This window comes from Pediococcus sp. AC40 (assembly GCF_030252485.1).
Lineage (GTDB): Bacteria > Bacillota > Bacilli > Lactobacillales > Lactobacillaceae > Pediococcus > Pediococcus acidilactici.
Genome location: NZ_CP127012.1, coordinates 1,137,366 through 1,161,902 on the forward strand (window position 1 = coordinate 1,137,366; position 24,537 = coordinate 1,161,902).

Consider the following 24,537-nt stretch of genomic DNA (forward strand, 5'->3'; position numbering starts at 1 on the left):
TTTTGAAAAGGAAGTTCCACTTCTATGGTATGATATTTGCAAGTACTGCATAAGGATAAGGAGGTTGTTTATGCAAAAAGATGAATCAATTCGGTTGTTAGATTTCGTCATGATTACGCTAGGCTGTTGTCTGTACGGGCTTGGCCTTGCCGTGGTTAACATCCCCAATCACCTCGCGGAGGGTGGGATCACCGGGGTAACTCTGATATTGCGGGCCTTGTTTGGGATTGATCCCGCGCTTTCCACGCTGTTAATCAACGTTCCCTTAATTTTAATTGGTTACCGCTTTTTGGGTAAGCGTTCCTTAATTTACACAATTTTTGGAACGTTAGCACTTTCGTTTTGGTTGTACTTTTGGCAACGCATCCCCATTAGCTTGGATATTCATCACGACATGTTCATTGCCGGGATTCTCGCCGGGATCGCCGGTGGTTTCGGAAGCGGGGTCGTTTACCGTTTTGGTGGAACTACCGGTGGAACCGACGTCGTTGCCCGAATTTTGGAAAAGCGCCGCGGAATTGCAATGGGACACACCCTTTTCGCGCTTGATGCGGTTGTCTTAACCATTTCGCTTTGCTACATTGACGTCTTGCATATGATGTACACGTTACTAGCTGCCTACGTTTTCTCCCGCTTAGTTTCCCTGACCCAAGTCGGAGCTTACGCGGGCCACGGCTTAATCATTATCAGTGACCAAAATGAAGAAATTGCAGAAGCCCTTATGAATGAGCTCGGTCGTGGTGCTAGTTACATAAAAATGACGGGCGCGTATTCTAATAGCGAACACCAGATGGTTTATTGCGTAATCGGCCCTAACGAACTCAACTTAGCTAAACGAATTATTGAACGCGTCGACCCCCGCGCGTTTACTTCCGTAATCGACGTTCACGAAGCCATTGGTGAAGGATTCACTTACGATTCCGATAAACAACCTGAATAATACAAAAAAATGCAGAAGTCGCCAATTGGCAATTTCTGCATTTTTATTACCGCTGCCTAACCTTTAAAATACCGTTAAATCAGAATACTTCGGAGTTAACTCATTAAAATCATAGGTAGCTAAATTTTTAATATCTTCTCCATGGAAGAATGCTGCATGACTACGAGCCAACATGAGGTTAATCTTGTCGGTGTCGTCAAATTGAACTAAAATAACTGGTTTGCCATTTTCAAATGCGGCGCCAATTTCAAATACCGTTCCAGGATCTGAAATCACTTCTTCATCTTGCTTAGCATAATCAAGAATTGCAACCACCACGTCTGATTTACGAACTTGACGAACGTCAGCTTCAAATACGCCAACTTGCCACTTAAAAGTACCAAACTTTTCTGCTTCGTATTGGTGATCCATTGGAACGTAGATGTTATCACCGTCGATCGTCGAATTTTTCTTTAAAAGTTCTTCAACCTTCCGTACCCGTTCAATTTGTAAATCACTGAAGAAAGGTGCTGCTAAATATACCGAATTTGCCATTCTTCCAATCACTCCTTTAGCCTTGTGTAATAAAACTATAACATAGCTAAGAGCATTTTAGAGCAATGTTTTTAACTCCGCGGTCGAAATTTTTTCCGGAAGATTCTTGTCTAGCGCATAGAAAAACTGACCGGTTGCGTTTTTACCAACGACTCCGTAAACGGTTCGTTCGTTAAAACTAGTGAGTAGTTTAATTTGGTAATTTTTGGCAATCACATTTTTCATTAACGTTTGTTGTTCATTAAAACTTGCGTCGTTAAATTTCGTAAAGTCCGCCGGTTGTTCTGCCGTAAATTGGTTTTTACGCATAACCTCGACCATCTTTTTGTTAAATTTAGGCGCCCAATCTTTAATCTTAAAGTTATCTTGCCAACGATTAATAACCCTGCACCTCCAAATCTGCTAATTCATCTTGCATATTCAAATCGGTTGGGACCAATTTGACATACTTCCGCGCTACGTCTACCGCTTGTTCAAGTTGACCATTTTCTTTACTGAAGTGGTACCAATCTAGCAAGAACGGCGCAGAATCAGCCAAATCATTCGCAGCAGCACTAAAATGCTTCTGTGCTCCCGCAAAGTCTTCCGTTTTCCACTCGGCAAGCGCCACGTTCCAATTTAATTGGGCATCCGTGATTTCGTCCGTCGCGTAATTTAAAGTTTCTGCGTAACGACCTTGGCGATTATAAAAATCGGTAATCCGAATTATGGCTGCCTGATTATCTGGAGCCAATTCTACAGCTTTTTGTAGGTACTTCTCAACTAACTCGTCATCATGGGCGTGCTCAGCCATTTCAGCAGCCAGCAAATACAGGTCCGGGTTATATTGGTCAGCCGCTAACCCCTCTTGTGCAGCGGTTAAGCCCTTATCCCATTCCTCATCGCGGCGGTACGCATCAATCAAGTACGGATAGACACTGCTATACGATGAGTCCATGTCGACAACTTTCTCTAACACCGTCTGCGCGCGTTGCACTTCATTAAGCTGCAGATAGGTAATTCCCTCCTGCATTAAAATATCGGGAGTCAAGTCTTCATCATGAATCTGTTCATAATAAGCGATTGCCTTTTCAAACTTGCCAGAAGCCGCATAGGAAGCCGCTAAACGCTCGACAATGTTGATTTGGCTCATCATAGGGATCCCTTGCTTAATCAGCCTGAGGTAGTACGTGACGGCCTTAGGATAGTCTTGCATTGTGTAGTACAACTCCCCTAAGGCTAATTGAATTGCCGGTTCGTCTGGGGCAAGTTGCTCAGCAGCTAAAAGTTTTCTTTCCGAAACCTCGTATAATTCTTCAGTTTGATAAAGATCGGCTTCCACCATCAATGCCGACACGTAAAATTCAGAATCTTCAGGAATCTTTTCTAGGTTCGCTAGAGCACGATCATTTTCTCCTTGGTCCACCAAAATTTCAGCAGCCAATACCGGTAATTCATGATCACCAGGATATCGTTCGATCAATTTTTCATAAATCCGGAGTGCCTTGCCATCAAACCCCAAAGCATACAGTTCCCCAGCTAGGTTATAAAGGGTCTCGTCATCGTCTTTTCTCAACGCCCAACCGTATAACCGATTGAATTCGTCAATTTGTCCCGATTCTAAGGCATCTAATGCTCTTTTAGAGTAATTTGCTTCTTCGTTATTCATAATTTTTACAGGCAAACAAAAAGCCAGCATAACAGAGCTATGCTGACCCAAGTTCAGAAATCCGCTTATTTAACAGCGTCCTTCAAAGCCTTACCAGGCTTGAATGCTGGAACTTTGCTTGCTGCGATTTCAATTTCTTTACCAGTTTGTGGGTTGCGACCCTTACGAGCTGCACGATTACGTACTTCAAAAGTACCGAAACCGATCAATTGAACTTTGTCGCCCTTCTTCAAGTCATCTTGAATTGAGCCAAATACAGCTTCAACAGCCGCTGTTGCATCCTTCTTGGTTAAACCAGTCTTCTTAGCAACATTTTCAACTAATTCTGCTTTGTTTGCCATGTATATTTCACCTCCTGAATTTTGTTTATCAAAACAAGGTGTTTTGTCATTTTTGAAAAATCAAAAACGGTGAAACAATAATCTGTTATTATTTCAACTTGAAATATATCACACAGAGTCTGCTGTGACAAGCTTTTTTGCGCTTTTTGCATTAAAAAGAGCATCTATAATACTTATTTAAGAATTACTTCCGACGACGTTCAATTAAATGCACAGGTGTTCCCTCAAAGTCGAATGCTTCGCGAATTTTGTTTTCTAAGAAGCGTTCGTACGAGAAATGCATTAAGTCCGGATCGTTAACGAAAATCACGAAAGTTGGCGGCTGTATGCTAACTTGCGTACCGTAGTAAACCCGTAGACGTTTGCCGTTCTCACTAGGTGTAGGGTTAACTGCAATAGCATCCATCAACACGTCGTTTAAGGTGGATGATTGCACTCGACGGCGGTGATTTTCATCGACCCGTTTGATTAATGCGGGAAGTTGCGATAAACGTTGTTTTGTAACGGCAGAAACAAAGATAATTGGTGCATAGCTGAGGTAGGCAAACTCTTGGCGAATTGACTGTTCAAAGTTAGATAAACTATGGTTATCCTTTTTTAGCTTATCCCACTTATTTACCACGATTACGATTGCCCGGCCCGCTTCGTGGGCATAACCCGCAATCCGCTTATCCTGTTCTCGAATACCTTCCTCAGCATTTAGTACTACCAAAACTACGTTACTGTTGTCGATGGCTTTCATTGCCCGCATCACACTATAGCGTTCAGTGTTTTCGTAAATTTTCCCTTTTTTCCGCATTCCAGCGGTGTCGACCATTACAAACTCGTCACCATTACTTGTAAATCGCGTATCGATTGCATCCCGGGTCGTTCCCGCAATGTCAGAAACAATTACCCGTTGTTCGCCTAAAATTGCGTTAACTAATGAAGATTTTCCAACGTTAGGCCGCCCAATTAAACTAAAGCGGATTGCTTCGTCATCTTCTTGCGCTTCTTTTTCTGGAAAATTAGCGATGACTGCGTCTAGCAGGTCCCCTAAACCTAGTCCGTGGCTTCCGGATAATGGGTACGGGTCACCAAAACCTAAGCTGTAAAAGTCATAAATATCTTGGCGTAATTCCGGGTTATCGACTTTGTTAACCGCTAAAATAACCGGCTTATCGGCTTTATATAAAATTTTAGCAACCGCTTCGTCCGCGTCACTAACGCCTTCCCGAACACTTACGATAAAAATAATTACGTCCGCTTCGTTAATTGCCAATTCGGCTTGATCCCGAATTTCTTCTAAAAATGGTTCTTCACCAATTTGAATTCCGCCAGTATCAATTAGGTTGAATTTCCGACCTAGCCATTCGCTATGGGTATAAATTCGGTCTCGGGTTACTCCCGGAGTATCTTCCACAATGGAGATTCGTTCCCCCGCAATTCGGTTAAAAATGGTTGATTTTCCGACGTTTGGTCGACCGACAATTGCTACAGTTGGATTTCCCATCAATTGGCCCCCTTTCTAAATACAACATTAAAAAGGTCTTGGACAGACTATCATTCTCCGCCAAGGCCTTTCTAACTGAGTTGATAGGCATAATCTAGCACTCGACATGTTAAATTATTAATCCTAACAATTTTTTGAATTATTTATCTGAATCTTTAAGGCTATCACCAATGATATCACCTAGTGTGAAACCAGTTGTTTCTTCTGGCATATCCTTGCTGTAGTCAGTTGCTGGAGCCTTAGAAGCTTTCTTTTCACTCTTTGGAGCTTCTTCTAAAGCTTTGATCGATAATGCCAAACGGCGTTCTTCTGGATGTACTTCAAGTACTTTAACCTTAATGTCTTGACCTTCTTCAAGTACATCTGCTGGAGTAGCGATGTGCTTGTGAGAAATTTGAGAAATGTGAACTAATCCTTCAACACCAGGGAAGACTTCAACGAATGCACCGAAATCCGTTAACCGTTTTACTTTACCATCTAAAACAGCACCTACTGGAGCTTTTTCAGCAATATTTTCCCAAGGTCCTGGTTGGGTTTGTTTGATTGAAAGTGAAATCCGTTCTCTTTCTGGATCAACACTTAAAACCTTAACTTGAACTTCTTCACCAGGCTTAAGAACGTCAGAAGGTTTTTCAACCCGTTCGTATGAAATTTCTGAAATATGAACAAGTCCGTCAATTCCACCAAGGTCAACAAAGGCACCAAAGTTTGTAAGACGAGCTACCTTACCAGTAACGACTTCGCCTTCTTGCAATGAGCTTAATACTTCTTGGCGTTTTTCAGCACGTTCAGCATTGATAACCGCCTTGTGTGAAAGAATCAAACGATTGTCTTCAGGCTTGATTTCGATAATCTTAACTTTAAGAGTTTGACCCTTATAAGCATTTAAATCATCAACGTAGCGGTTTTCAATCATTGAAGCAGGAATAAATCCACGTACTCCAGCATCAACTACCAAACCACCCTTAACTACTTGAGTAACTGGTACTTCAAGTTCTTCGCCATTAGCAGCCTTTTCTTCAATTTCTTTCCAAACTTTACGAGCTAATAGACGCTTACGAGAAAGTAGGTAACTGCCACCTTCCTTATCGTCACCAATCCGTGAAATAACTACAAGTTCTAGTTCATCACCAATTTTTACTTCGTCATTAATATTGTCGATATGTTGCGTAGAAAGTTCACGTAAAGGTACGACACCTTCCACACCAGCACCTTGAATTCCCACGATCACTTGACGATCGTCATCAATATCAAGTACTTCGCCAGTAACTACGTCACCAACTTTTACTTCTTCAACGCTATTAATTGCGTTGAGTAAATCACTGTTTTGATTAACATCATTTTCGGCCATCCGAATAATCCCCCTTTTACAGCACTTATACTTATATGATATCGAAAAAATTGCATAATTGCTAGTAATTGTTGTTACTTTCTGAATACAGTTTCATGAACAATGTCTAAAATCTTCTGTACCACCTCTTCAATCGACATGGCAGTAGTGTCTACCTCGATTGCATCAGCAGCTTTAGTGAGTGGTGAAATTTCTCGGGTAGAATCTTTGTGGTCCCGAATTTCAATTTCTTTCTTTAATTGTTCCAAATCTGTATCCATGCCTTTTGCAATATTTTCCTTATAGCGACGTTCGGCCCGTTCTTGGACACTAGCCACGAGAAAAATTTTAACTTCGGCATTTGGTAATACTGCTGAACCAATGTCGCGGCCATCCATGACGATTCCGCCATCTTTGGCTAAGTCGCGCTGCCAGTCCGTCAATACTTTACGGACTTGTTCTTGAGCCGCAATCGTAGAAACCGCATTGGTTACGTCCGTTCGCCGAATTGCTTCCGTGACTTCTTTTCCGTCCAAAAAGACCTTTTGTACGGGATCACCGGGTTCAAAATTTAAATTAGTTTCTGTCAACATTGTCGCGATCTTTTCTTCATCATTTAAATCAAAGTGATTTTGCATCGCTTTTAAGGTAACTGCACGATACATCGCGCCCGTATCGCAGTAAATGTAACTTAAATCCTTAGCGACAATTTTAGCAACCGTACTTTTCCCTGCTGATGCGGGTCCGTCAATTGCAATTTGTAATTTCTTGTCCATAAACTAACTAACGACCTACCTTACTCTTAATTGTTGTCCAGGTTCAATTTCGGAGTTACTGTTCAACCCGTTTAATTCCATCAACTTCTGAACAGAGATTCCGTTGTTAACCGCAACCCGATACATTCCTTGACCAGCTTGGACCGTTGCGTAAGAAGCACCTTCTGCAGAGCTAGCGCTGCTTGATGATTGCGTTGTTGCACTGCTTGAGGATGCTGTTGACGAGCTTGCTGACGATTCTACTGCTGTCGATTTTGACTTATCATCGTTCTTTTTCGTCGTTGATGATGTTGAGCTAGCAGATGACGAAACATCCTTTTCATGCTTCTTAGATGAAGACTTGGCCTTACTTGCCGAATTTTTCTTACTTGATTTAGCTACCTGAGTGGTTGTAGTATTTGCAGTTTTTTGCTGAAAATCTTGCCGTTGGGTCATGTAATAAGCTAACGACGCAATTGCCAAGATGATTACTACCCAGATCATCGAACCTACAATGGTTTTAGTCCGCTTTTTTTGCTTATGAAACTCGCCGCGTTCCGACTTACTTGCGACTTGCTCTTCAGCAGCATGTTCATTCGTAGCTGTTTGCTCGGCGTGGGCTGATTCCTTAGGATTCGTTGTGGAAGCAGCTGCCTTATTTTCAGAGTTCGCTACCTTTTCGTTAGCAGCTCGTTCCTCAGTAACTTCATTTGACGAAGCCTTTTCGATTGATTTTTTGTTTTTCTTGTTTTTGCTACTCAATGTTCGTCCTCCTAATGCATACCAATATGATGTATTTTACAATATTTTATTTAGAATGACTACGTAAAACAGGCTAGTTAGCCGCAAAAATTTGTGCTAATTTGTCCTTCCAGCCCATCATCGCCAATTTACTAGAATCATGCGCCTCTTGCAACCCGAATTCTGTGAAATCACTTATCGAACCGCAACATTGTTCATCGTGTTTCGTAAATGGTTCATCAAAATGTTGCAATAAAAAGCGCCGGTGACATCCCGTAGTCCGAATTAATTTTAACATTTCTAAAATCTGTTGTTCCTTTTGTTGCGCTTGTTTTTTAAATAATTTTTTTAATTGGCTTTCAGTTAGACCAAATTCCCGATAATAATTAACCAAAGCTTGCTGCTCTTCAGTTTGCTGTTCACCATTTGACAACGGCAATCCATCAGTGTTTGGAAGTGAATAACTATTTAAAATAGTTGGAATCAATTCATCTCCCGTCGCGTACAACGTAATCGCCACGCTTGACTTACCGTCGCGTCCGGCACGACCAATTTCTTGAACGTAGCTTTCAATGTCGCCCGGCATGTGGTAGTGAATTACGTAACGAATATCAGCCTTGTCAATTCCCATGCCGAAAGCGCTAGTTGCACAAATCACGTCAAGCTGATTTTTTTGAAACTGACTTTGAACTTGTAGTCGGTCATAGGTGGACATCCCCGCATGGTATGGCGCAGCCGTTTGCCTAAGTTGGCGATTAATTAGTTCACTTACTTGGCTAGCAATCTTTCGACTGGAGAAGTACACAATACCCGCGCTCGGTAGCTGGTCGATCAGGTTTAATAACAATTCTTCCTTATCAGCGACGTTATCGGTCGTCAAAAAATCTAGAAAGATATTTTTGCGGTCTACGGAAGCAACGTACTGCTCAGTTGTTTGAACATTTAAGGCGAGGTATCGCAAAATTTCCGAGCGGGTGTTCCGGCTAGCAGTGGCCGTTAACGCTAACGTCAATGGATTTCCAAACTGCTGACGGGCTTGCCCAATTCGCAAATAGTCCGGACGAAACGACTTCCCCCACTGCACAATGCAGTGAGCCTCATCCACGACCATCAACGCAATCTTTAAGCGGGCAATTCGCCCTTGTACCTCTGCTTTTTGTAAGCTTTCTGGTGATAAAAAAATAAATTTATATTCCGCCAAATGGTTTAATACGTATAGTTGATCGGTGAACGCTACTTGAGAAGTAAGCTCTGCAATTTGACGCTCGCCACTCAAACGCAACCGTTGAATTTGGTCCTTAATAAGGGATAACAATGGGGAAACCACCACTACCGTTCCGGGGACTAGTAAACCATACATCTGGTAAATTAAGGTTTTACCGGCTCCCGTCGGCAAAATTGCTAGCGTACTTCGCCCTTCCAGCAATTTATGTAAAATTTCCAACTGTCCGGGCCGAAATTCCTGAAATCCAAAGCGGTCCTTCAATTTATCATAAATTAATTGGTCCGAAATTGTCATTGTCTTTGCCGTTCCTTAATAAATCTAATTTGGCTAAGCCGAAAATCAAAAAAGGTCAGCTCAGGATATTCTTGTAACGCAGTTTGAAAATCAACCCCCGCAATTTCCATTTGCGCAACACCAGGGCTTAAAAATTGTTGGTAGGGAAAATTATCCAGCAAGATTGCCATCATCAGTAAGTGTTCTTTTACAGTATTAATTTTCACCCGCCGCAATTCTGCAATTTTCTCTATATTATAGCCCTTCTGTAATAGCTGCAAAGTTTGCCACGTACTTTTTGGCAAAACGGAGGGTTGCATAACCATTCCAATTAATTGATTGAAGGGCGTCACTTGATTATTAATTACCGAGCTAAAAATTTTCCTAAAAATTAAGCGTAACCGTAATTCCATTTGAAATGGACTAACGTTATTAACCCGGGCAAGCTGCTCCACCGTTAATCCCAAGTCGTGATGGTTGGGTAAGTAGTTTACGAACCAGTCGGCTTCTTCTTTAGGTAATTGCTCACAGAGTGCACCCAACGCCTGTTGGTATTCCTGAACCAATTTTGGACGGGACGTTTCACTTTGTTTCCAGTTGGCAAACCACTTTTTTACCATGAAGTTTATCTGAGAGTCTTCACTTATTGGGATGTACCGCGTATTTTTAAAACTATACTCTGAAACTACCTGGGTTGCCATTAGCCATAGCTTAATTGCGGGATCAAATTTGACTCGTAAACTAGCTTCCGGTGGCGGCAAAACTCTACTTTGTTGCTGTGCCCCCCGTTCCGTTAGCTTTAACGCATCCCGTTCCCCAGTTAAGTAACCCATTTTAACTGCTTGATCTAAACTATTTAGGAATTCCTGACGATCCAGTTTTTTCCAAAAACCAATGTAATTTAGCAACCCGTATTCTAAGCCGCCATAAAGTGCCGATACCGTTAGTTTATTTTTCAACAAATTTAAAATCACCTTTGGTCGGCGACTTTGATGGCGGTCAAAAAAAATTAATCCGTCTTCCGGTTTCATTTGTATGTTTACCGTTTCAAACGTTTAACTTCGCTCAGTTTCAAGGCGCGCCATTTTCCAGATTGCACATCATCAATTGATAAGAAAGAGTAGCTATTACGGTGTAATTTTTGCACCGGATGGCCAACCGCCATGAACATTTTCTTAACTTGGTGATTCCGCCCTTCATGGATCGTTAGTTGCACGATGGACGTCTTTTTTTCTAAATCAGTACTAATCAGCTTGGCCTTGGCTTTAGCAGTTTTGCGGTGATCGATTACGACCCCTTCTTCTAGACACTTCAAGGCTGACCCATTGACCAGTCCCTTGACCTTAGCAGTGTATGTTTTTTCAAATTTAAACTTCGGATGCATTAGGCGGTTAGCCAATTCACCATCGTTAGTCATCAAAACTGCGCCAGAAGTGTCGTAATCCAACCTTCCCACGGGATAAATCCGTTCAGTAACGTCTGGAAAAAAGTCCATGACCGTTTTGCGGTTTTTGTCATCGCTAACTGAAGTAATTACCCCGCGCGGTTTATTTAATAAGAAATAGACGTTTTGCTCGCGCTGAATAGGCACCTCGTCGACTTCAATTCGGTCATGCTGTTCTACTTTAGTGCCCAATTCTTTTACTACCCGTCCGTTAACTTTAACGTGTCCTTCAGCGATTAGCTTTTCCGATTTCCGTCGCGAAGCTACTCCAGCCTCAGCCATTACTTTTTGTAATCTTTCTTCTGCCATAGTTACTCCTTGTTGGTTGTCATTTTCGATTCAAACTCTTGTAAAAATAAATCCTCATTATCTTGATCTTCTGCGGAATTTTCGGTATCTTCAGGCAACGCCGGCAGTTCCGTAAGATCTTGTAACCCAAAATAGTCTAAAAATTCTGCGGTGGTTCCGTACGTTTTCGGTCGTCCCGGTTCGTTCAACCGTCCCGTAACCTTAACCAAATTTCTCAGGACGAGATTTTGCAAGGTAGTTCCGCTATGAACACCGCGAATCTGATCAATTTCAATCCGGGTGATTGGTTGCCGATACGCCACAATCGCTAAAATTTCCAAAGCTGCCGCCGATAATCCTGCTTGGTTGGAACGAGCAAAATACTTTTTAATTAGCGAAGCTAACTCTGGTTTGGTAACTAATTTATAGGTTCCGCCCGTTTGAATCAAGCTTAACGCCGAATTGGGATCCTGGTGATATTTTTCGGCTAACTTTTCCAAAATGGCGGTTACCGCTGGTTTAGCGTAGCCGGTTAATTCAGCTAGGCTAGCCAATGCAATCCCTTCAGCTCCCGCTACAAAAAGTAGCCCTTCAACTTTTTGTTCCTTGTTCATTAACTTCACCTATCTTGATTGTAATTGATTGGTCTGCTGAATCCTGTGATAATTTTATTTGCTGGTTTTTGGCTAATTCCAAAATTGCCATAAAAGTGGTAACCAACACTTCCCGGTTCACCCGGATGGTAAACAAATCTTCAAAACGACAAACCGAGCGCTGTTGGATCCTTCTCTTCACAAAATCCATTTGTTCTTCGATGGAAACTTTTTCGGTCTGTACCGTACGTGAAACTGGCTCCAACAATGCTTGCCGAGCAAGTACTTTTTGTAAAGCTTTTTGCAAATCGGTAAGCTCGATTCCAGGTGCTAGTCTAGTGACCGTTGCGGGGTCAATTTCCATCTCAGGTCTCGAAAACGAGCGTTGCCGTTCGCCTTCTAAGTCCCGTAAATTTTCAGAGGCCGTTTTAAAAATCTGGTATTCAATTAATTGGTCAACTAAATCAGTTCGGGGATCTTCGTCAACCAATTCTTCATCTTCTTCGTGAGGCAACAGCATTTTTCCCTTAATTTCAGTTAGTTTCGCCGCCATTACTAAATATTCTCCGGCAATATTTAATCGCAGAGTTTCCTGAGTATGCAAATACTGTAAATACTGGCTTGTAATTTCTGAAATACGGATATCGTAAATGCTCATCTGCGATTGACGAATCAAGTGTAATAATAAATCGAGCGGCCCCTCAAAATCGGCTAGCTTCACGTCCGGTAAGTTATACACTTTAGCTTTCATCAACTTGCCCCATTTCAAACCTTTCAATCATTGCACTCGTTTTTAAAGAGCCCATTAAGCGCCGGTCTGGAAAGATCGACAATAATGACCGAAAGATTTCATTTTCATTAAAAACCGTTTCTTCATTGGCGATGAAGGCCATCCGTTCTACAACTACGCAATCTGCCTCCAAAACAATTAGTACCAATCCAATGTAAGTACCATTTCTACGTTCTAGATAAATTTGCCGATTCTTTTTGGTATATCGCTCTAGAACTTGCTGAACAACGTCGATTGAACCAAACGCATCGATTGTTGACAATAAGCCCATTGCAATTTGTCTTTTTGATTCTGTATATTTAACTAACATTTTGCTCCCCTGTTATCAGGCTCGCGGATGGTACTTATCGTATACATCCACCAACCGCTGTTGAGTAATGTGCGTATAAATTTGGGTTGTCGAAATATCCGCGTGTCCTAGTAGTTCTTGAACAATACGCAAATCTGCACCATTTTCTAACAAATGTGTCGCAAAAGAATGTCGCAACGTATGCGGGGTGATATTTTTCTTGATTCCTGCTTTTTGCACTTGAGCTTTTAAATTTTTCCAAACTCCTTGTCGGGTTAACGGGTGACCATGCTGGTTTAAGAAAATTTCATTGTATCGCTTAGCTCCCAGCAACGCTCTTCGCGGACCGTTAATATAACGTTCTAGCCATTGGATCGCTACGTCCCCAATTGGGATAATCCGTTGCTTATTTCCTTTCCCAACCGTCTCAATAAGTCCCATCTCTAAATGAAGTTCATTTAGATTTAACGCAATCAGCTCACTAACCCGTAGACCGGTCGCATACATCACTTCTAAAATCGCCCGATCTCTAATTCCCAAAGGTTTACTAGTATCGGGCACTTTAAGCAGTCGTTCAACTTCTTCAGTGGTCAAAACCGATGGTAAATGTTGTGCCCGTTTAGGCGGGTCAATATTTACCATAGGATTCGTTTGGATTTGGTCATTAAGCAGCAGATACTTAAAAAATTTCCTTAAACTTGAAATCGTATGAATCGAAGAACTGCGGGCCCGGCCAGTTTGTTTTAAAGCATCTAGGTAGTTCAAGATGGTATAACGATCAACATCTTTAATATCCGCAATATGTTGCTCCTGCAAAAAATTTTGCAAGTGGCGCAATTCTTGACGATAACTCACAATTGTATTATCTGAAAGTCCCCGTTCAACTTTTAGAGCGTGGAGATAATCGTTAATCAGATCATCCATCACCTATTGCTCCTTCAAAACAATCCCATCAGCGGTTTGCTCAATTACGCCTGCCTTAAGCAAGTGACCAATCGCCATTTTAAAACGACTCTTGCTAATCCCAAAATGTTCTTTGATATCACTAGGATTACTGTGGTCGTTAAAAGGTAGTTGCCCATCCGAACGGTGTTGCAACAACGCTAAAATCATCGCCGCATCGTCGCCAAGCGCTTCGTAATTGCGCGGCTTTAACGACAAGTTCAGCGTCCCATCCGGATGAATTCCGATCACCCGTGCTTGAACCTTTTCACCTAAACGTGGCTCCCGATCCCGTTCTGAAGGATGGATAAAGCCTAGTTGGAATTGATCAGTAATTACTAATGTTCCGGCTAATTTTAGCCGGTATGCCGTTGCAGTAACATTCTGGTTAATCATTTTTTTATTTGCCCGGACAGAAATCGCCTTAAAAACGGTGGAATCGGCAGGATGTGCCCACATTCGTTCCTTATTATCCACCGTGAGACAAACTAGTAACTGATCATCCACGTGTGGCCACAGCTTGGTTTCCGTTGGTAATTCGTCAAGCGAAACCACCACGTCCTTGTTATTTAAACCGATATCCACAAAAACTCCTAAGTCTTTGCGAACCTTAACCACCGTCCCCCAACCGTACTTTCCGGTAGTGGCTTTTGGGGCTTCGCGCGTCATTTGACGCTCGTGGTTAGCATTTTCGTAAGCGAACCCGCTGAAATTACTATCCTTTTTTAAAGGCTTCTTTATTTCGCTTTTGTCAATGCGATAAGTGAGGCCATCTTCAGCCTGTGCAAAATAAAATTGGTCATTTTCATCAATAACCTTCGCCTGAATCTTTTTGCCTAATAATGTTTCCATGTTTTCTCCCGTTTATTTAATTTGTATTTGTAATAATTGAATAATTAAGTACGCTATTCCAGAAGCAATAATTGGTCCAGCAGCAATCCCGTTCATGAAAACCACCCCAATGATCGTTCCCATGACTAACGCGACCGTCACCTCTGGGCTAGCAGATAAAAAGCCGACCCCTTGGTATGACAATAATGAAACTAAAATCCCACAAGCGACCGCAATCCAGCCAACTGGTGACTTGAATGAGTTAATCAAGTCCATGATACCAATTCTTCCCGTAGCAATTGGAACTAAAATTGCTACTGAAATAATGGTCACTCCCCAGTTGATTCCCTGCTTGTCAATAATGCTAAAGAGTTTAGCAGAATTAGGCAGCAACTTAAATAGCAAAACGGCAATTGTGGCAATCATTAATGATTGGTTTTTTCCCAACCAAGAAACTAATAAAATCCCTATTAAAAAAAGCCAGCTTTCCAATATTTTCACTCCGAACTTTTCAGTTTACATAAAAAATTTTCTTTTCAATTATAATACGAAGCCCCAACGAAGCTTCGCATTCATTTTTTAATCTAAAAGTTTATTTATTATACTATTGTACACTATTTTGGCTTAGGCGAAAAATGCAAATCCCCGTTTTTCAACGTATTTTCAAAAAGATTTAGCAAATTATTTTCTTTTCATATTGGGCGCTTTTTCACTTGAAAAACGCTCATTTTCCAGCGCACAAAAAAAGACCCAGGGTCCTAGACCCCAAGCCTTTAATGGTTCACTTTAAATCTTAAAGTGAGTTTGAAGCACCGTGGTAGATAATTCCACGACGTGAATCAACCGTAATTAATTCATCGTCAGAAAGAATTGATGTAGCGTTTTGAACACCAACGATTACTGGAATACCCATTGAGATTCCAACAACTGCAGCGTGTGATGTCAAACCACCATTTTCAACAACCAAAGCACTTGATTTTTCAATTGCTGGTAAGTAATCTTTGTCAGTTGTCTTTGTAACTAAGATTCCACCTTCAACAGCCTTTTGGTTAGCTTCGTCAGCTGATGTAGCAACAACTGCTTTACCAATTACAGTTTCGTCGCCAACACCTTGACCAGATGCCAACTTAGAACCGATTAATTGAAGCTTCATCATGTTAGTTGTACCACTTTCACCAACTGGTACACCAGCAGTAACAAGGATTAAGTCGCCTTCCTTAGCAAAGCCAAGGTCAACTGCCTTGTTAGCAGCCAATTCGAACATTTCATCAGTAGTTGCAGGACGTTCAGCAACGATTGGGTGAACACCCCAATTAACCATCAAGCCACGACGTACACGTTCGTCGAAAGTAATTGCCAAGATGTCTGCATCTGGACGATACTTAGAAATCATCCGTGCTGTGTAGCCTGATTGAGTTGCAGCAACGATTGTCTTAACGCCCAAGTTCTTAGCAGCGCGAGCAACGGCAGCAGCCACTGTTTCAGTAACGTCACTTTGATCAAAAGTATTGATTTGAAGGTTACCGTCATCAGCCATAGCATTTTCAGCTTTTTGGTCGATCTTAGCCATTGTAGCAACTGCTTCAACTGGGTAGTCACCATTAGCACTTTCACCAGAAAGCATTGTTGCATCAGTACCATCCCAAACAGCGTTAGCAACGTCAGAAGCTTCCGCACGAGTTGGGCGTGGGTTTTCGATCATTGAGTCAAGCATTTGTGTAGCAGTGATAACTGGCTTACCAAGTGCGTTGCACTTCTTGATCAATGTCTTTTGTACCAACGGAACGTTTTCTGCTGGAATTTCAACACCCATGTCACCACGAGCAATCATGATTCCATCAGCAACCTTCAAGATTTCGTCAGTGTTGTCGATACCTTCTTGGGATTCGATCTTAGGGAAGATTTGAACGTCTTCCATGTTCTTTTCTTCAAGTAATTCACGAATATCAAGAACGTCTTGAGGCTTACGAACAAAACTTGCAGCAATGTAGTTAATGTTCATTGATTCAAGACCAAAGCGAATGTCGCTAGCATCTTTTTCAGTAATACCTGGTAAGTTGATTGATACGCCAGGAGCGTTAGTACCCTTACGTGAACCAAGGACACCGTTGTTTGTAGCATGCACAACTAATTCGCGGTTTTCGTCATCTTTTTCGTCAATCTTAAAATCAAGTAATCCATCATCAAAGAGAACGTGTCCACCAACATGAACATCGTCGTAAAGACCAGGGTATGTAACCGCGATCTTTTCCTTAGTAGTTTCTAAGCTAGCATCCATTGAGATACGAGCCTTATCCCCTGTGTGATATTCTTGGTTACCATCTTTTTGGACGGTTGTCCGAATTTCAGCACCCTTTGTGTCAAGCAAAATACCTACTGATTTACCAGTAATCTTTTCTGCTTCCTTAACCATGTTGTAGCGGCCTAAATGTTCTTCATGGTCACCATGTGAAAAGTTAAAACGGAAAATATTTGCACCAGCTTCGATTAACTTAACAATCGTGTCAACTGATGTACTTGCAGGACCAAGTGTTGAAACAATCTTGGTTTTCTTCATTACAGAATCTCTCCCTTGATTTTAAATTATAAAAGATCTTTTAGATCATTTTATACCAAATTAATAAAATAAAAAATTAGAACGATAAGTCCTCACTTAATTGGTAAAGTGAGTCGTCTGCTTGATGTTTTGCATCAAACAAGTCCGTGATGTCGTGTGCTTGAACCTTGTTATCCAAGATTCCAACCGCTAAACCACCCTTGCCTTCAAGAAGTAGTTCAACAGCATAAGCACCCATCTTACTTGCTAGGACACGATCCTTAGCAGATGGAACGCCCCCGCGTTGAACATGGCCAATTACCGTAGCACGAGCGTCGAAGTCACCATATTGCTTAAGCTTTTTAATAAACTCTGGAGCAGCTTCAGAGTTTGCATCGCCTTCAGCAATTACGATGATTCCATAATCCTTACCGTTAGCACGGTTTCTCTTAAGCTTGTTAGCAATTGCTTCCACATCGTAATCAAAACCTGGTGCAATCACTGCGTCAGCTCCCGAAGCAACTCCTGCCCAAAGAGCAATATCAGCAGCGTGGCGACCCATTACTTGAACCGCAAACACCCGTTGATGACTCTTAGCAGTATCCCGGACCTTATCGATCGCGTCTACTGCAGTATTCAATGCGGTGTCAAAACCAATAGTGAAGTCGGTAAACGGAATGTCATTATCGATCGTTCCTGGAAGGCCGATTGTATTGTATCCGTGTTCTGTTAAGCGAAGAGCACCGTGGTATGAACCATCTCCACCAATAACAACCAACGCATCAATACCGAACTTCTTAAGTTGTTCGATACCCTTTAATTGGCTTTCTTCTTGAGCAAATTCAGGGTAACGGGCTGAGTACAGCATAGTTCCGCCTTGCGAAACCATGTCATCTAAATCCGTTGCCTTGAATTCATGAATATCACCAGCTACTAAACCAGCGAAACCATAATTTATTCCATAAGCTTCAAGACCTGAGCTTATGGCCTTTCGTGCAACGGCGCGGATGGCTACGTTCATGCCCGGAGCATCCCCACCACTTGTCATGATACCAATACGCTTCATTTTTTCACCTCAAATAGAAATATTGAGTTTTTTCAAAACTTCATTGTTGATTCTATCACTTTTAAAATCAGTTGTCTGTACCATTTTGCCAATTCTTTCAATGTAAGTGCTTTAATACACGTTTTATTTTTCAACCAATGAAATTTGATCTGTTCCAAGTAAATTTTCAAACGCTTTCTTCACTTCGGGTGTTCCTTGTAAACTAAATTTTTCGGATAGTGCTCGTTGCTGATTGGTATCTCGGTAAACCAAGGTAACCGGAACTTTACCATGGTACTCTTTGAACATCCCGAATAATCTCTTTTGGAAATCTGCGGGATTTTTGCGGCTGGGTACTTTAATTAGCCAGTGCGTTTGCCCATGTGCAATTTGTCGAGGTGCTTCAATCTGATCAACAATTAGCTGGAGCTGGTCCTCTCGTTGCTCAACTTTGCCCGTTAACTGCAGTACTCGTTTACTTTCTAAAAGTTGGGTGGCTTGGTAAACACGGGGGAAGATTACCGCTTCGCACTCATCCGTTTGGTCACTGATTTTAGCAAATGCCATAGGTTCGCCCTTCTTTGTTCGAATTGAGCGAATACTGCGGATATAAACTATGGAAGTTACCTTTTCTCCAGCTTTAAACTGCTGAATTGGGACAAAACGGCGCTGTTTAATTAATTCCGCAAATCGTTCTACTGGATGAGCTGAAACATAAGTTCCAAGTAATTCTTCTTCCCGATCCAACTTCTCATCAAGCGGTAGATCGGGACGACTTTTAATTGTCGGCATTAGCTTTTGAAATAGGTCCACATTTTGACCGCTAAAGGTAATCCCCTTAAGCAGTTCGGGTAAATATTCGTCTAGTTCCGCCCGATTATAGCCAAAGCTGTCCAAAGCTCCCGCAAAAATTAATTTATCAATTACATCTTCGTCAATCCCCTGATTGCCCATTCGGCGTAACCAGTCGTCAACCGTCTTAAATTGTCCACCCCGTTCACGTTCCGCTAATAAATGCTGGATAAAGTCGCGGCGTAACCCCTTAATTGCGGTAAATCCCATTCGGATTTGACCATTTTGGTAGGTATAAGTTGCGCTACTTTGATTAATATCTGGAGCTAACGTAGGAATTCCTAACCGCTTTAATTCTTGAATGTAAGTCTTAGTTTTCGTATCATTGCCCACCACGGAATTTAATAATGCCGTATAAAAATCACCAGGATAGTGTGCTTTAAGGTATGCCAACTGAAAGGCTAGTTTACTGTAAGCAACTGCATGGGATTTATTAAATCCATAGTTAGCAAAGTTTTCGATATACCGGTACACTTGTTGGGCAATTTTTTCACTATAACCCTTTTGAACGGCTCCCTGAATAAAATTCGTCCGCATTTGCTCAATTACGGCATGCTTTTTCTTGCTCATTGCCCGTCGCAACAAGTCCGCTTGGCCCAGGCTCAAGCCCCCCATCGCGGAGGCCACTTCCATTACCTGTTCTTGATAAACCAAGATTCCGTAAGTCTCACCTAAAACCCGTTCCAAAATTTGGTTAGGAAACCGATACGGTTCCAGATGATCCTTTCGTTTAACAAACCGGTCAATATTTTCCATTGGCCCCGGCCGATAGAGGGCGTTGACCGCAACGACGAGTCCGAAGTTCGTGGGGTGTACTTTACGCAAAACGTTACGGATCCCTGTAGATTCGAATTGAAAAACTCCGCTAGTATCCCCCCGCTGAAATAACTGTAAAGTTTGCGGATCGTTTAAATCAATCTTTTCAATCTCAAATTGCGGTTCGGTACGGTGGACCAGTTCTAAAATGTTATTCATTAAAGAAAGGTTCCGAAGTCCTAAGAAATCCATCTTTAATAAGCCAACTTGCTCAACAAAATTCTTGGAATACTGGCTCATCAGCATCCCTTCGTTACCATCTTGAACCGGCACGCTTTCCACCAGTTCGTCTTGACTTAAAACAATTCCCGCTGCATGCGTTGAAAAGTGTCGGGGAAGTCCCTCTAACCGGCACGCTGTCTCAAACATAAACCGATTTTTCGGCGAACTTTCAATAAAATCCCGTAACCGGTGAGAGGTTTGAGCTGCTTGTTTTAACGTGATGTTTAATTTATTAGGAATGAGTGCGCTAATTTGGTTAATTTTATTAGGCATTTCCCCAAATACACGGGCAACGTCCCGAATGGCCTGTTTAGCAGCTAAAGTACCAAACGTAATAATCTGCCCCACGTGTTGGTGACCATAGCGGTCGTGTACATATTGTAAAACGACTTCCCGCTGATCATCAGGGATATCTAAATCAATATCAGGCATCTGCGCTCGTTCGGGATTCAAGAAACGTTCAAACAAAAGCCCGTATTGCAAAGGATCCACACTCGTAATTTTCAATAGGTAAGCTACTAAGGAACCGGCCGCAGATCCGCGACCTGGACCAGTTAAAATTTGCTTTTGGTGTGCAAATTGAACCACATCGTGAATAATTAAAAAGTAATCCGCAAAGCCCATTTCTTTAATCACGGCTAATTCATGATCTAACCGTGCTTGATAACGTTCTGCGTCCGGAATATTTTCCTTCAACTGGGTTAATGCTTGCTGACATAATTGGGTCAAATAAGTGAATGAATCCTGCTGGTTAGGGGTTGCAAACTGTGGTAGACGCGGACTTACGATTGGAATTTCAAGGTTAATTCCGGCAACCACCCTATCCAGCTGGGTTAGCATTTCGGCATCAACCAAATGACCGTATTCGCGAACAAATTCAGTCGCGGGCTTCAGCCAGTTGTTACCGCCGCCCTTTGCTAAAAGTTCCGGATGCTGCAAAACTTTTCCCGAATCAATGTCACGCAGCACCTGGGTTGCGAAGTGATCTTCTTCATTTAAATATTCAACGCTGGGAAGCGGTAAACAACCAATCCCTGCTTTCTGCGCCATCTGGGTCAGTGTTTGGCGCATGACGTGAGACTGTTGCCCATTAATTCCTAAAAATAAATCCGGGGAGTCAATTGATTGTTGATATTCTTCGATTAGTGCTTGGGCATCGTTAGCCATTCCCCGCTCCAATAGTTCATTAACTTCGGAACGAACTGGGGGCACGATCACCACTAAATCTTTCCAATAAGCTCGTAAATCATTAAACGTAAGTGTTGGTTTTGCGGAGATTTCCGTCATTTTGGCAGAACTAATCCGTAGTAAATTATGATACCCGTTAATGTTTTTAGCTAGCAACACCAACGCAAACTGATTGTCGATGCCCCGGGTACTATCTAACCAAATGGTCAATCCAACGATTGGTTTTAAATCATTCTTCAAACAGGCTTGATAAAATTCAATCGCGCCGTACATCGTATTATTATCAGTGAGGGTCATCGCGGAATAACCACGATCTTTGGCAGTTTTAACCAGCTCAGCGATTTTTGTTGGACTCGTCAACAAACTATACGAACTTAAGACATGTAGCGGTACAAAAGCCATCATTTTCCCTCCCGTGTTTTTCTTAATTATACTAAATGTATTAGGCATATCCAAAATTCAAGTTTAATTTATTTTCCCTTAAGTTTGTGCTAGAATAGCTTTGTTCGAGAAAGGGGTCAATTAATAATGATGAAACAAATCGTAGTTATTTTTTGGGCATTTATTTTTGGCGAAGTACTCGGTTATATCGGTGGTGCCCTAGAAGTACTACCATACAGTAGCCTGGAGATTGGTACGATGGCTGCCATTACCGCCCTCATCACCTCTAACTTAATTCCGTGGCTTTCAAAAAAATACCGGTAATTAAGCTAAAGAGCTATCTTTTAAATTTAACCAGATAGCAACCCTATAAAAAGTAAAAACAGGTTGGAATTACTTACATTCCAGCCTGTTTTTTGTTTTATCAACCATTACTTAATTTGGGCTTCATTTTGAAAAACCAATTGGTCATTGAGCACGTCAATCATTACTGCTGACTTCGGTTTTACCCGTCCGCTAATAATCTCCTTAGCCAATGGCGTCTCTACATTCTTGACGATGTAACGTCGCAGCGGCCGTGCGCCATATGCCGGATCATATGCTTGCTGGACAATGTAATCTTGGGCAGGTTCTGAAATATTCAACTTAATCTCTTGGTCTGCCAACCGGTCAGATAATTGAGTAACTAATTTTCGAACAATTTTGCGAACATCCGTCTTGCTTAACGGCGTGAACATGATGATATCATCGACCCGGTTTAAAAATTCCGGCTTAAAGTATCCTTGTAAGACGTCGCGAACTTGTTGCCGAATATCTGCGTCAATGGAATTTTCCGACTGGTTCTTTAACAATAATTCCGAACCTAAATTAGAAGTCATGATTAAAATAGTATTTCGGAAGTTAACCGTTCGCCCTTGGCCATCCGTCAAACGACCGTCATCAAGCACTTGCAATAAAATATTGAAGACTTCCGGATGAGCTTTTTCAATTTCATCGAAGAGGACGATGGAATATGGGTTTCGGCGAACCGCTTCGGTTAATTGTCCGCCTTCTTCATATCCTACATACCCTGGTGCAGCTCCCACTAACCGGGAAACCGATTCTTTTTCCATGTATTCGGACATGTCAATCCGAACCATGTTGTCCTCCGAATCAAATAAAGCCTCAGCTAAAGCTTTCGACAATTCAGTTTTCCCTACTCCAGTTGGCCCTAGGAACATAAATGAACCAATGGGCCGGTTAGGATCCTGTAAGCCTGCTCGAGAGCGCAACACGGCATCGGCTACGGACTGAACTGCTTCGTCTTGTCCAATTACTCGCTGATGTAATTTATCCGCTAAATGAAGTAGTTTCTCCCTTTCGCCTTCTACTAACCGTGCAACCGGAATTCCAGTCATTTGACTAATTACCCGGGCGATTTCTCTGTCAGTAACCGACTCTTCAACAAGCCATTCTTGGTGAGTGTTTTCAGACTCATTTTCTAAATCCTGCAGTTCTTTTTCCAAAGTTGGAATGGTACCATGCTGGAGAACCGCTGCCCGATCTAAGTCGTAGGCACTTTCAGCTTCTTGTAAGTCATGTTTTGCCTTATCAAGTTCGTTTTTCTTATCACTGATTTTTTTAATTTCCGCTTTTTGGGCCGCCCAACGAGATTCTAACTTAACTTTTTCCTCTTTAGTAGTTGCCAATTCCTTTTGCAGTGCCTTTAAGCGTTTTGCGGATTCTTCATCCGTTTCGTTTTTTAACGCCCGTTCTTCAACCTGCAGCCGCATCAACTGGCGGTTAACTTGATCAAGTTCGGTAGGGTTTGAGTTCATTTCCACTTTAATCTTTGCAGAAGCCTCGTCAATCAGGTCAATTGCCTTATCTGGCAAATAACGGTCGGTAATGTACCGGCTAGATAACTTGGCTGCCGCCACTAATGCATTATCGTGGATTCGCACACCGTGATGAATTTCAAAACGTTCCTTTAGCCCTCGTAAAATACTAATCGTGTCCTCTACCGAAGGTTCCTTTACCAAAACCCGTTGGAACCGCCGTTCTAAGGCTTTATCCTTTTCAATGTTTTCGCGATATTCGTCTAACGTCGTAGCCCCGATTAGGTGGAGTTCACCACGTGCCAACATTGGTTTGAGTAAGTTACCAGCGTCCATGCTGCCTTCGGTCTTGCCAGCGCCAACGATTGTGTGAATTTCATCGATGAATAAAATAATCTGGCCATCCGCCTTTGCGACCTCTTTGAGAACCGTCTTTAAGCGTTCTTCAAATTCTCCCCGGTACTTGGCTCCGGCGATTAAGGACCCCATGTCTAGGGAAATGATGGTCTTATTGGCTAAATTACTAGGAACGTCTCCCTTTGCAATTCGTTGTGCCAATCCTTCGACAATGGCAGTTTTTCCGACTCCGGGTTCTCCAATTAGAACCGGGTTATTTTTGGTTTTCCGTGATAAAATTCGAATTACGTCTAAGATTTCTTCATCCCGACCAATCACCGGATCGGGATTCTCGTTATGCGCACGTTTTACTAAGTCCGTACCATATTTCTCTAGTGCTTTATATCCGCTTTCCTGTTCTTTGGACGTCACTTTTTCACCTCCACGAAATTCTTCAATCTTCTCTAATGCTTTTTTAGCAGTTACTCCCTGCTGTTTTAAAAAATTAGCAAATTCATTATTATTCAAATCAAGCAACGCTAAGAATACCGTATCCACCGCAATGAATTCATCCTGCAGCTTTTGTCGACGCTGTTCTGCTTGGATTAATAATTGATTTAATTCAGTAGAGATTGATTGACCATAACTAACTTGGCTACCACTAACGATGCTAATTTGAGCTAATTCGCGGTCTAATTCTGCTTGGACCGTCTGGTTGCTAACTCCGAGCTCCGAGAGTAAAGTTCCCACCGTTTGATCTGGTTGGGCTAAAAATTTAAACAATTCCGGAACCCCAATTTCTTGGTGCTGACGGTTAACCGCAATTTGTTGCGCCTCACCCAGTGCTTCTTGTAACGCAGTAGTCATTTTTTCAGGATTCATTCAATT

The 24,537-nt window shown here is 42.0% G+C and carries 23 protein-coding genes; 2 read left to right on the top strand and 21 right to left on the bottom strand.

From position 1 onward, the window contains the following. The first annotated feature begins 70 nt into the window (after window positions 1-70). Window positions 71-940 carry a YitT family protein gene (locus NL111_RS05460; protein ID WP_002830302.1) on the top strand — a complete coding sequence of 290 codons (870 nt, stop codon included), beginning with the start codon at window positions 71-73 and terminating at the stop codon, window positions 938-940. 63 nt (window positions 941-1,003) lie between these two features. On the opposite strand, the gene NL111_RS05465 is transcribed toward NL111_RS05460, so the two are convergent. From NL111_RS05465 to dnaE, 20 genes are all read right to left on the bottom strand, one after another. Further along, window positions 1,004-1,474 (bottom strand): nucleoside 2-deoxyribosyltransferase, encoded by a 471-nt coding sequence (locus NL111_RS05465; RefSeq protein WP_002830304.1) that lies wholly within the window; start codon window positions 1,472-1,474, stop codon window positions 1,004-1,006. A gap of 57 nt (window positions 1,475-1,531) precedes the next feature. Then, on the bottom strand, window positions 1,532-1,783 hold the full coding sequence (locus tag NL111_RS05470; protein WP_002831868.1) for a hypothetical protein: 252 nt from the start codon (window positions 1,781-1,783) through the stop codon (window positions 1,532-1,534). 67 nt (window positions 1,784-1,850) lie between these two features. Then, window positions 1,851-3,122 (bottom strand): tetratricopeptide repeat protein, encoded by a 1,272-nt coding sequence (locus NL111_RS05475; RefSeq protein ID WP_036671484.1) that lies wholly within the window; start codon window positions 3,120-3,122, stop codon window positions 1,851-1,853. 65 nt (window positions 3,123-3,187) lie between these two features. After that, window positions 3,188-3,463 (bottom strand): non-specific DNA-binding protein Hbs, encoded by a 276-nt coding sequence (gene hbs, locus NL111_RS05480; protein WP_002830307.1) that lies wholly within the window; start codon window positions 3,461-3,463, stop codon window positions 3,188-3,190. A gap of 184 nt (window positions 3,464-3,647) precedes the next feature. Further along, complete coding sequence (gene der, locus NL111_RS05485; RefSeq protein WP_002830308.1) at window positions 3,648-4,955, bottom strand: ribosome biogenesis GTPase Der; 1,308 nt, start codon at window positions 4,953-4,955, stop codon at window positions 3,648-3,650. Window positions 4,956-5,094: 139 nt separating this feature from the next. Then, a complete protein-coding gene (gene rpsA / locus NL111_RS05490) occupies window positions 5,095-6,306 on the bottom strand; it encodes a 30S ribosomal protein S1 (protein WP_002831871.1) in 1,212 nt (403 codons plus the stop codon). Between the two features lie 74 nt (window positions 6,307-6,380). Continuing rightward, window positions 6,381-7,061, bottom strand: a complete 681-nt coding sequence (gene cmk / locus NL111_RS05495; protein ID WP_002830311.1) for a (d)CMP kinase — start codon at window positions 7,059-7,061, stop codon at window positions 6,381-6,383. Between the two features lie 15 nt (window positions 7,062-7,076). Further along, entirely contained in the window at window positions 7,077-7,802 is a 726-nt protein-coding gene (locus tag NL111_RS05500; RefSeq protein ID WP_159214272.1) for a LysM peptidoglycan-binding domain-containing protein, read from the bottom strand. Window positions 7,803-7,875: 73 nt separating this feature from the next. Then, window positions 7,876-9,300 carry a RecQ family ATP-dependent DNA helicase gene (locus tag NL111_RS05505; protein WP_285110008.1) on the bottom strand — a complete coding sequence of 475 codons (1,425 nt, stop codon included), beginning with the start codon at window positions 9,298-9,300 and terminating at the stop codon, window positions 7,876-7,878. Continuing rightward, entirely contained in the window at window positions 9,297-10,310 is a 1,014-nt protein-coding gene (locus NL111_RS05510) for a helix-turn-helix domain-containing protein (RefSeq protein WP_285110009.1), read from the bottom strand. Before NL111_RS05510 ends, NL111_RS05505 begins: the two co-directional genes overlap by 4 nt. 8 nt (window positions 10,311-10,318) lie before the next feature. After that, window positions 10,319-11,032: a pseudouridine synthase gene (locus NL111_RS05515; protein ID WP_285110010.1), complete on the bottom strand. Its 714-nt coding sequence runs from the start codon at window positions 11,030-11,032 to the stop codon at window positions 10,319-10,321. Between the two features lie 2 nt (window positions 11,033-11,034). Next, window positions 11,035-11,625, bottom strand: coding sequence for an SMC-Scp complex subunit ScpB (gene scpB, locus NL111_RS05520; protein ID WP_002830317.1), 591 nt, complete (start codon window positions 11,623-11,625; stop codon window positions 11,035-11,037). Continuing rightward, window positions 11,603-12,355: a segregation/condensation protein A gene (locus tag NL111_RS05525; protein ID WP_004165932.1), complete on the bottom strand. Its 753-nt coding sequence runs from the start codon at window positions 12,353-12,355 to the stop codon at window positions 11,603-11,605. Before NL111_RS05525 ends, scpB begins: the two co-directional genes overlap by 23 nt. Next, entirely contained in the window at window positions 12,345-12,704 is a 360-nt protein-coding gene (locus tag NL111_RS05530) for a hypothetical protein (RefSeq protein WP_002830319.1), read from the bottom strand. The genes NL111_RS05525 and NL111_RS05530 overlap by 11 nt, the downstream gene beginning before the upstream one ends. 15 nt (window positions 12,705-12,719) lie before the next feature. Beyond that, window positions 12,720-13,607, bottom strand: a complete 888-nt coding sequence (gene xerD / locus NL111_RS05535) for a site-specific tyrosine recombinase XerD (RefSeq protein ID WP_036671239.1) — start codon at window positions 13,605-13,607, stop codon at window positions 12,720-12,722. A 3-nt stretch (window positions 13,608-13,610) separates the two neighbouring features. After that, window positions 13,611-14,477, bottom strand: a complete 867-nt coding sequence (locus NL111_RS05540; protein ID WP_004165934.1) for a CvfB family protein — start codon at window positions 14,475-14,477, stop codon at window positions 13,611-13,613. 12 nt (window positions 14,478-14,489) lie between these two features. Then, entirely contained in the window at window positions 14,490-14,948 is a 459-nt protein-coding gene (locus NL111_RS05545; RefSeq protein WP_002831884.1) for a DUF441 domain-containing protein, read from the bottom strand. 301 nt (window positions 14,949-15,249) lie between these two features. Beyond that, the gene (pyk, locus tag NL111_RS05550) at window positions 15,250-17,013 is read right to left on the bottom strand and encodes a pyruvate kinase (RefSeq protein ID WP_002831885.1); all 1,764 of its coding nucleotides are present in this window, start codon (window positions 17,011-17,013) and stop codon (window positions 15,250-15,252) included. Window positions 17,014-17,089: 76 nt separating this feature from the next. Beyond that, window positions 17,090-18,058 (bottom strand): 6-phosphofructokinase, encoded by a 969-nt coding sequence (gene pfkA, locus NL111_RS05555; protein WP_002830324.1) that lies wholly within the window; start codon window positions 18,056-18,058, stop codon window positions 17,090-17,092. Between the two features lie 123 nt (window positions 18,059-18,181). Continuing rightward, window positions 18,182-21,517 carry a DNA polymerase III subunit alpha gene (dnaE, locus tag NL111_RS05560; RefSeq protein ID WP_350355569.1) on the bottom strand — a complete coding sequence of 1,112 codons (3,336 nt, stop codon included), beginning with the start codon at window positions 21,515-21,517 and terminating at the stop codon, window positions 18,182-18,184. 126 nt (window positions 21,518-21,643) lie between these two features. Between dnaE and NL111_RS05565 the strand changes: the two genes are divergently transcribed. Continuing rightward, a complete protein-coding gene (locus NL111_RS05565; protein WP_002831889.1) occupies window positions 21,644-21,820 on the top strand; it encodes a YjzD family protein in 177 nt (58 codons plus the stop codon). A gap of 107 nt (window positions 21,821-21,927) precedes the next feature. On the opposite strand, the gene clpB is transcribed toward NL111_RS05565, so the two are convergent. Beyond that, complete coding sequence (clpB, locus tag NL111_RS05570) at window positions 21,928-24,531, bottom strand: ATP-dependent chaperone ClpB (RefSeq protein ID WP_285110012.1); 2,604 nt, start codon at window positions 24,529-24,531, stop codon at window positions 21,928-21,930. Between the last annotated feature and the right edge of the window lie 6 nt (window positions 24,532-24,537).

Excerpts from the sequence above, each read along its gene's own strand:
- NL111_RS05460 (WP_002830302.1), top strand. The coding sequence starts at position 71 with ATGCAAAAAGATGAATCAATTCGGTTGTTAGATTTCGTCATGATTACG.
- NL111_RS05465 (WP_002830304.1), bottom strand. The coding sequence starts at position 1,474 with ATGGCAAATTCGGTATATTTAGCAGCACCTTTCTTCAGTGATTTACAA.
- NL111_RS05470 (WP_002831868.1), bottom strand. The coding sequence starts at position 1,783 with ATGCGTAAAAACCAATTTACGGCAGAACAACCGGCGGACTTTACGAAA.
- NL111_RS05475 (WP_036671484.1), bottom strand. The coding sequence starts at position 3,122 with ATGAATAACGAAGAAGCAAATTACTCTAAAAGAGCATTAGATGCCTTA.
- hbs (WP_002830307.1), bottom strand. The coding sequence starts at position 3,463 with ATGGCAAACAAAGCAGAATTAGTTGAAAATGTTGCTAAGAAGACTGGT.
- der (WP_002830308.1), bottom strand. The coding sequence starts at position 4,955 with ATGGGAAATCCAACTGTAGCAATTGTCGGTCGACCAAACGTCGGAAAA.
- rpsA (WP_002831871.1), bottom strand. The coding sequence starts at position 6,306 with ATGGCCGAAAATGATGTTAATCAAAACAGTGATTTACTCAACGCAATT.
- cmk (WP_002830311.1), bottom strand. The coding sequence starts at position 7,061 with ATGGACAAGAAATTACAAATTGCAATTGACGGACCCGCATCAGCAGGG.
- NL111_RS05505 (WP_285110008.1), bottom strand. The coding sequence starts at position 9,300 with ATGACAATTTCGGACCAATTAATTTATGATAAATTGAAGGACCGCTTT.
- NL111_RS05510 (WP_285110009.1), bottom strand. The coding sequence starts at position 10,310 with ATGAAACCGGAAGACGGATTAATTTTTTTTGACCGCCATCAAAGTCGC.
- NL111_RS05515 (WP_285110010.1), bottom strand. The coding sequence starts at position 11,032 with ATGGCAGAAGAAAGATTACAAAAAGTAATGGCTGAGGCTGGAGTAGCT.
- scpB (WP_002830317.1), bottom strand. The coding sequence starts at position 11,625 with ATGAACAAGGAACAAAAAGTTGAAGGGCTACTTTTTGTAGCGGGAGCT.
- NL111_RS05525 (WP_004165932.1), bottom strand. The coding sequence starts at position 12,355 with ATGAAAGCTAAAGTGTATAACTTACCGGACGTGAAGCTAGCCGATTTT.
- NL111_RS05530 (WP_002830319.1), bottom strand. The coding sequence starts at position 12,704 with ATGTTAGTTAAATATACAGAATCAAAAAGACAAATTGCAATGGGCTTA.
- xerD (WP_036671239.1), bottom strand. The coding sequence starts at position 13,607 with ATGGATGATCTGATTAACGATTATCTCCACGCTCTAAAAGTTGAACGG.
- NL111_RS05540 (WP_004165934.1), bottom strand. The coding sequence starts at position 14,477 with ATGGAAACATTATTAGGCAAAAAGATTCAGGCGAAGGTTATTGATGAA.
- pyk (WP_002831885.1), bottom strand. The coding sequence starts at position 17,013 with ATGAAGAAAACCAAGATTGTTTCAACACTTGGTCCTGCAAGTACATCA.
- pfkA (WP_002830324.1), bottom strand. The coding sequence starts at position 18,058 with ATGAAGCGTATTGGTATCATGACAAGTGGTGGGGATGCTCCGGGCATG.
- dnaE (WP_350355569.1), bottom strand. The coding sequence starts at position 21,517 with ATGGCTTTTGTACCGCTACATGTCTTAAGTTCGTATAGTTTGTTGACG.
- NL111_RS05565 (WP_002831889.1), top strand. The coding sequence starts at position 21,644 with ATGATGAAACAAATCGTAGTTATTTTTTGGGCATTTATTTTTGGCGAA.
- clpB (WP_285110012.1), bottom strand. The coding sequence starts at position 24,531 with ATGAATCCTGAAAAAATGACTACTGCGTTACAAGAAGCACTGGGTGAG.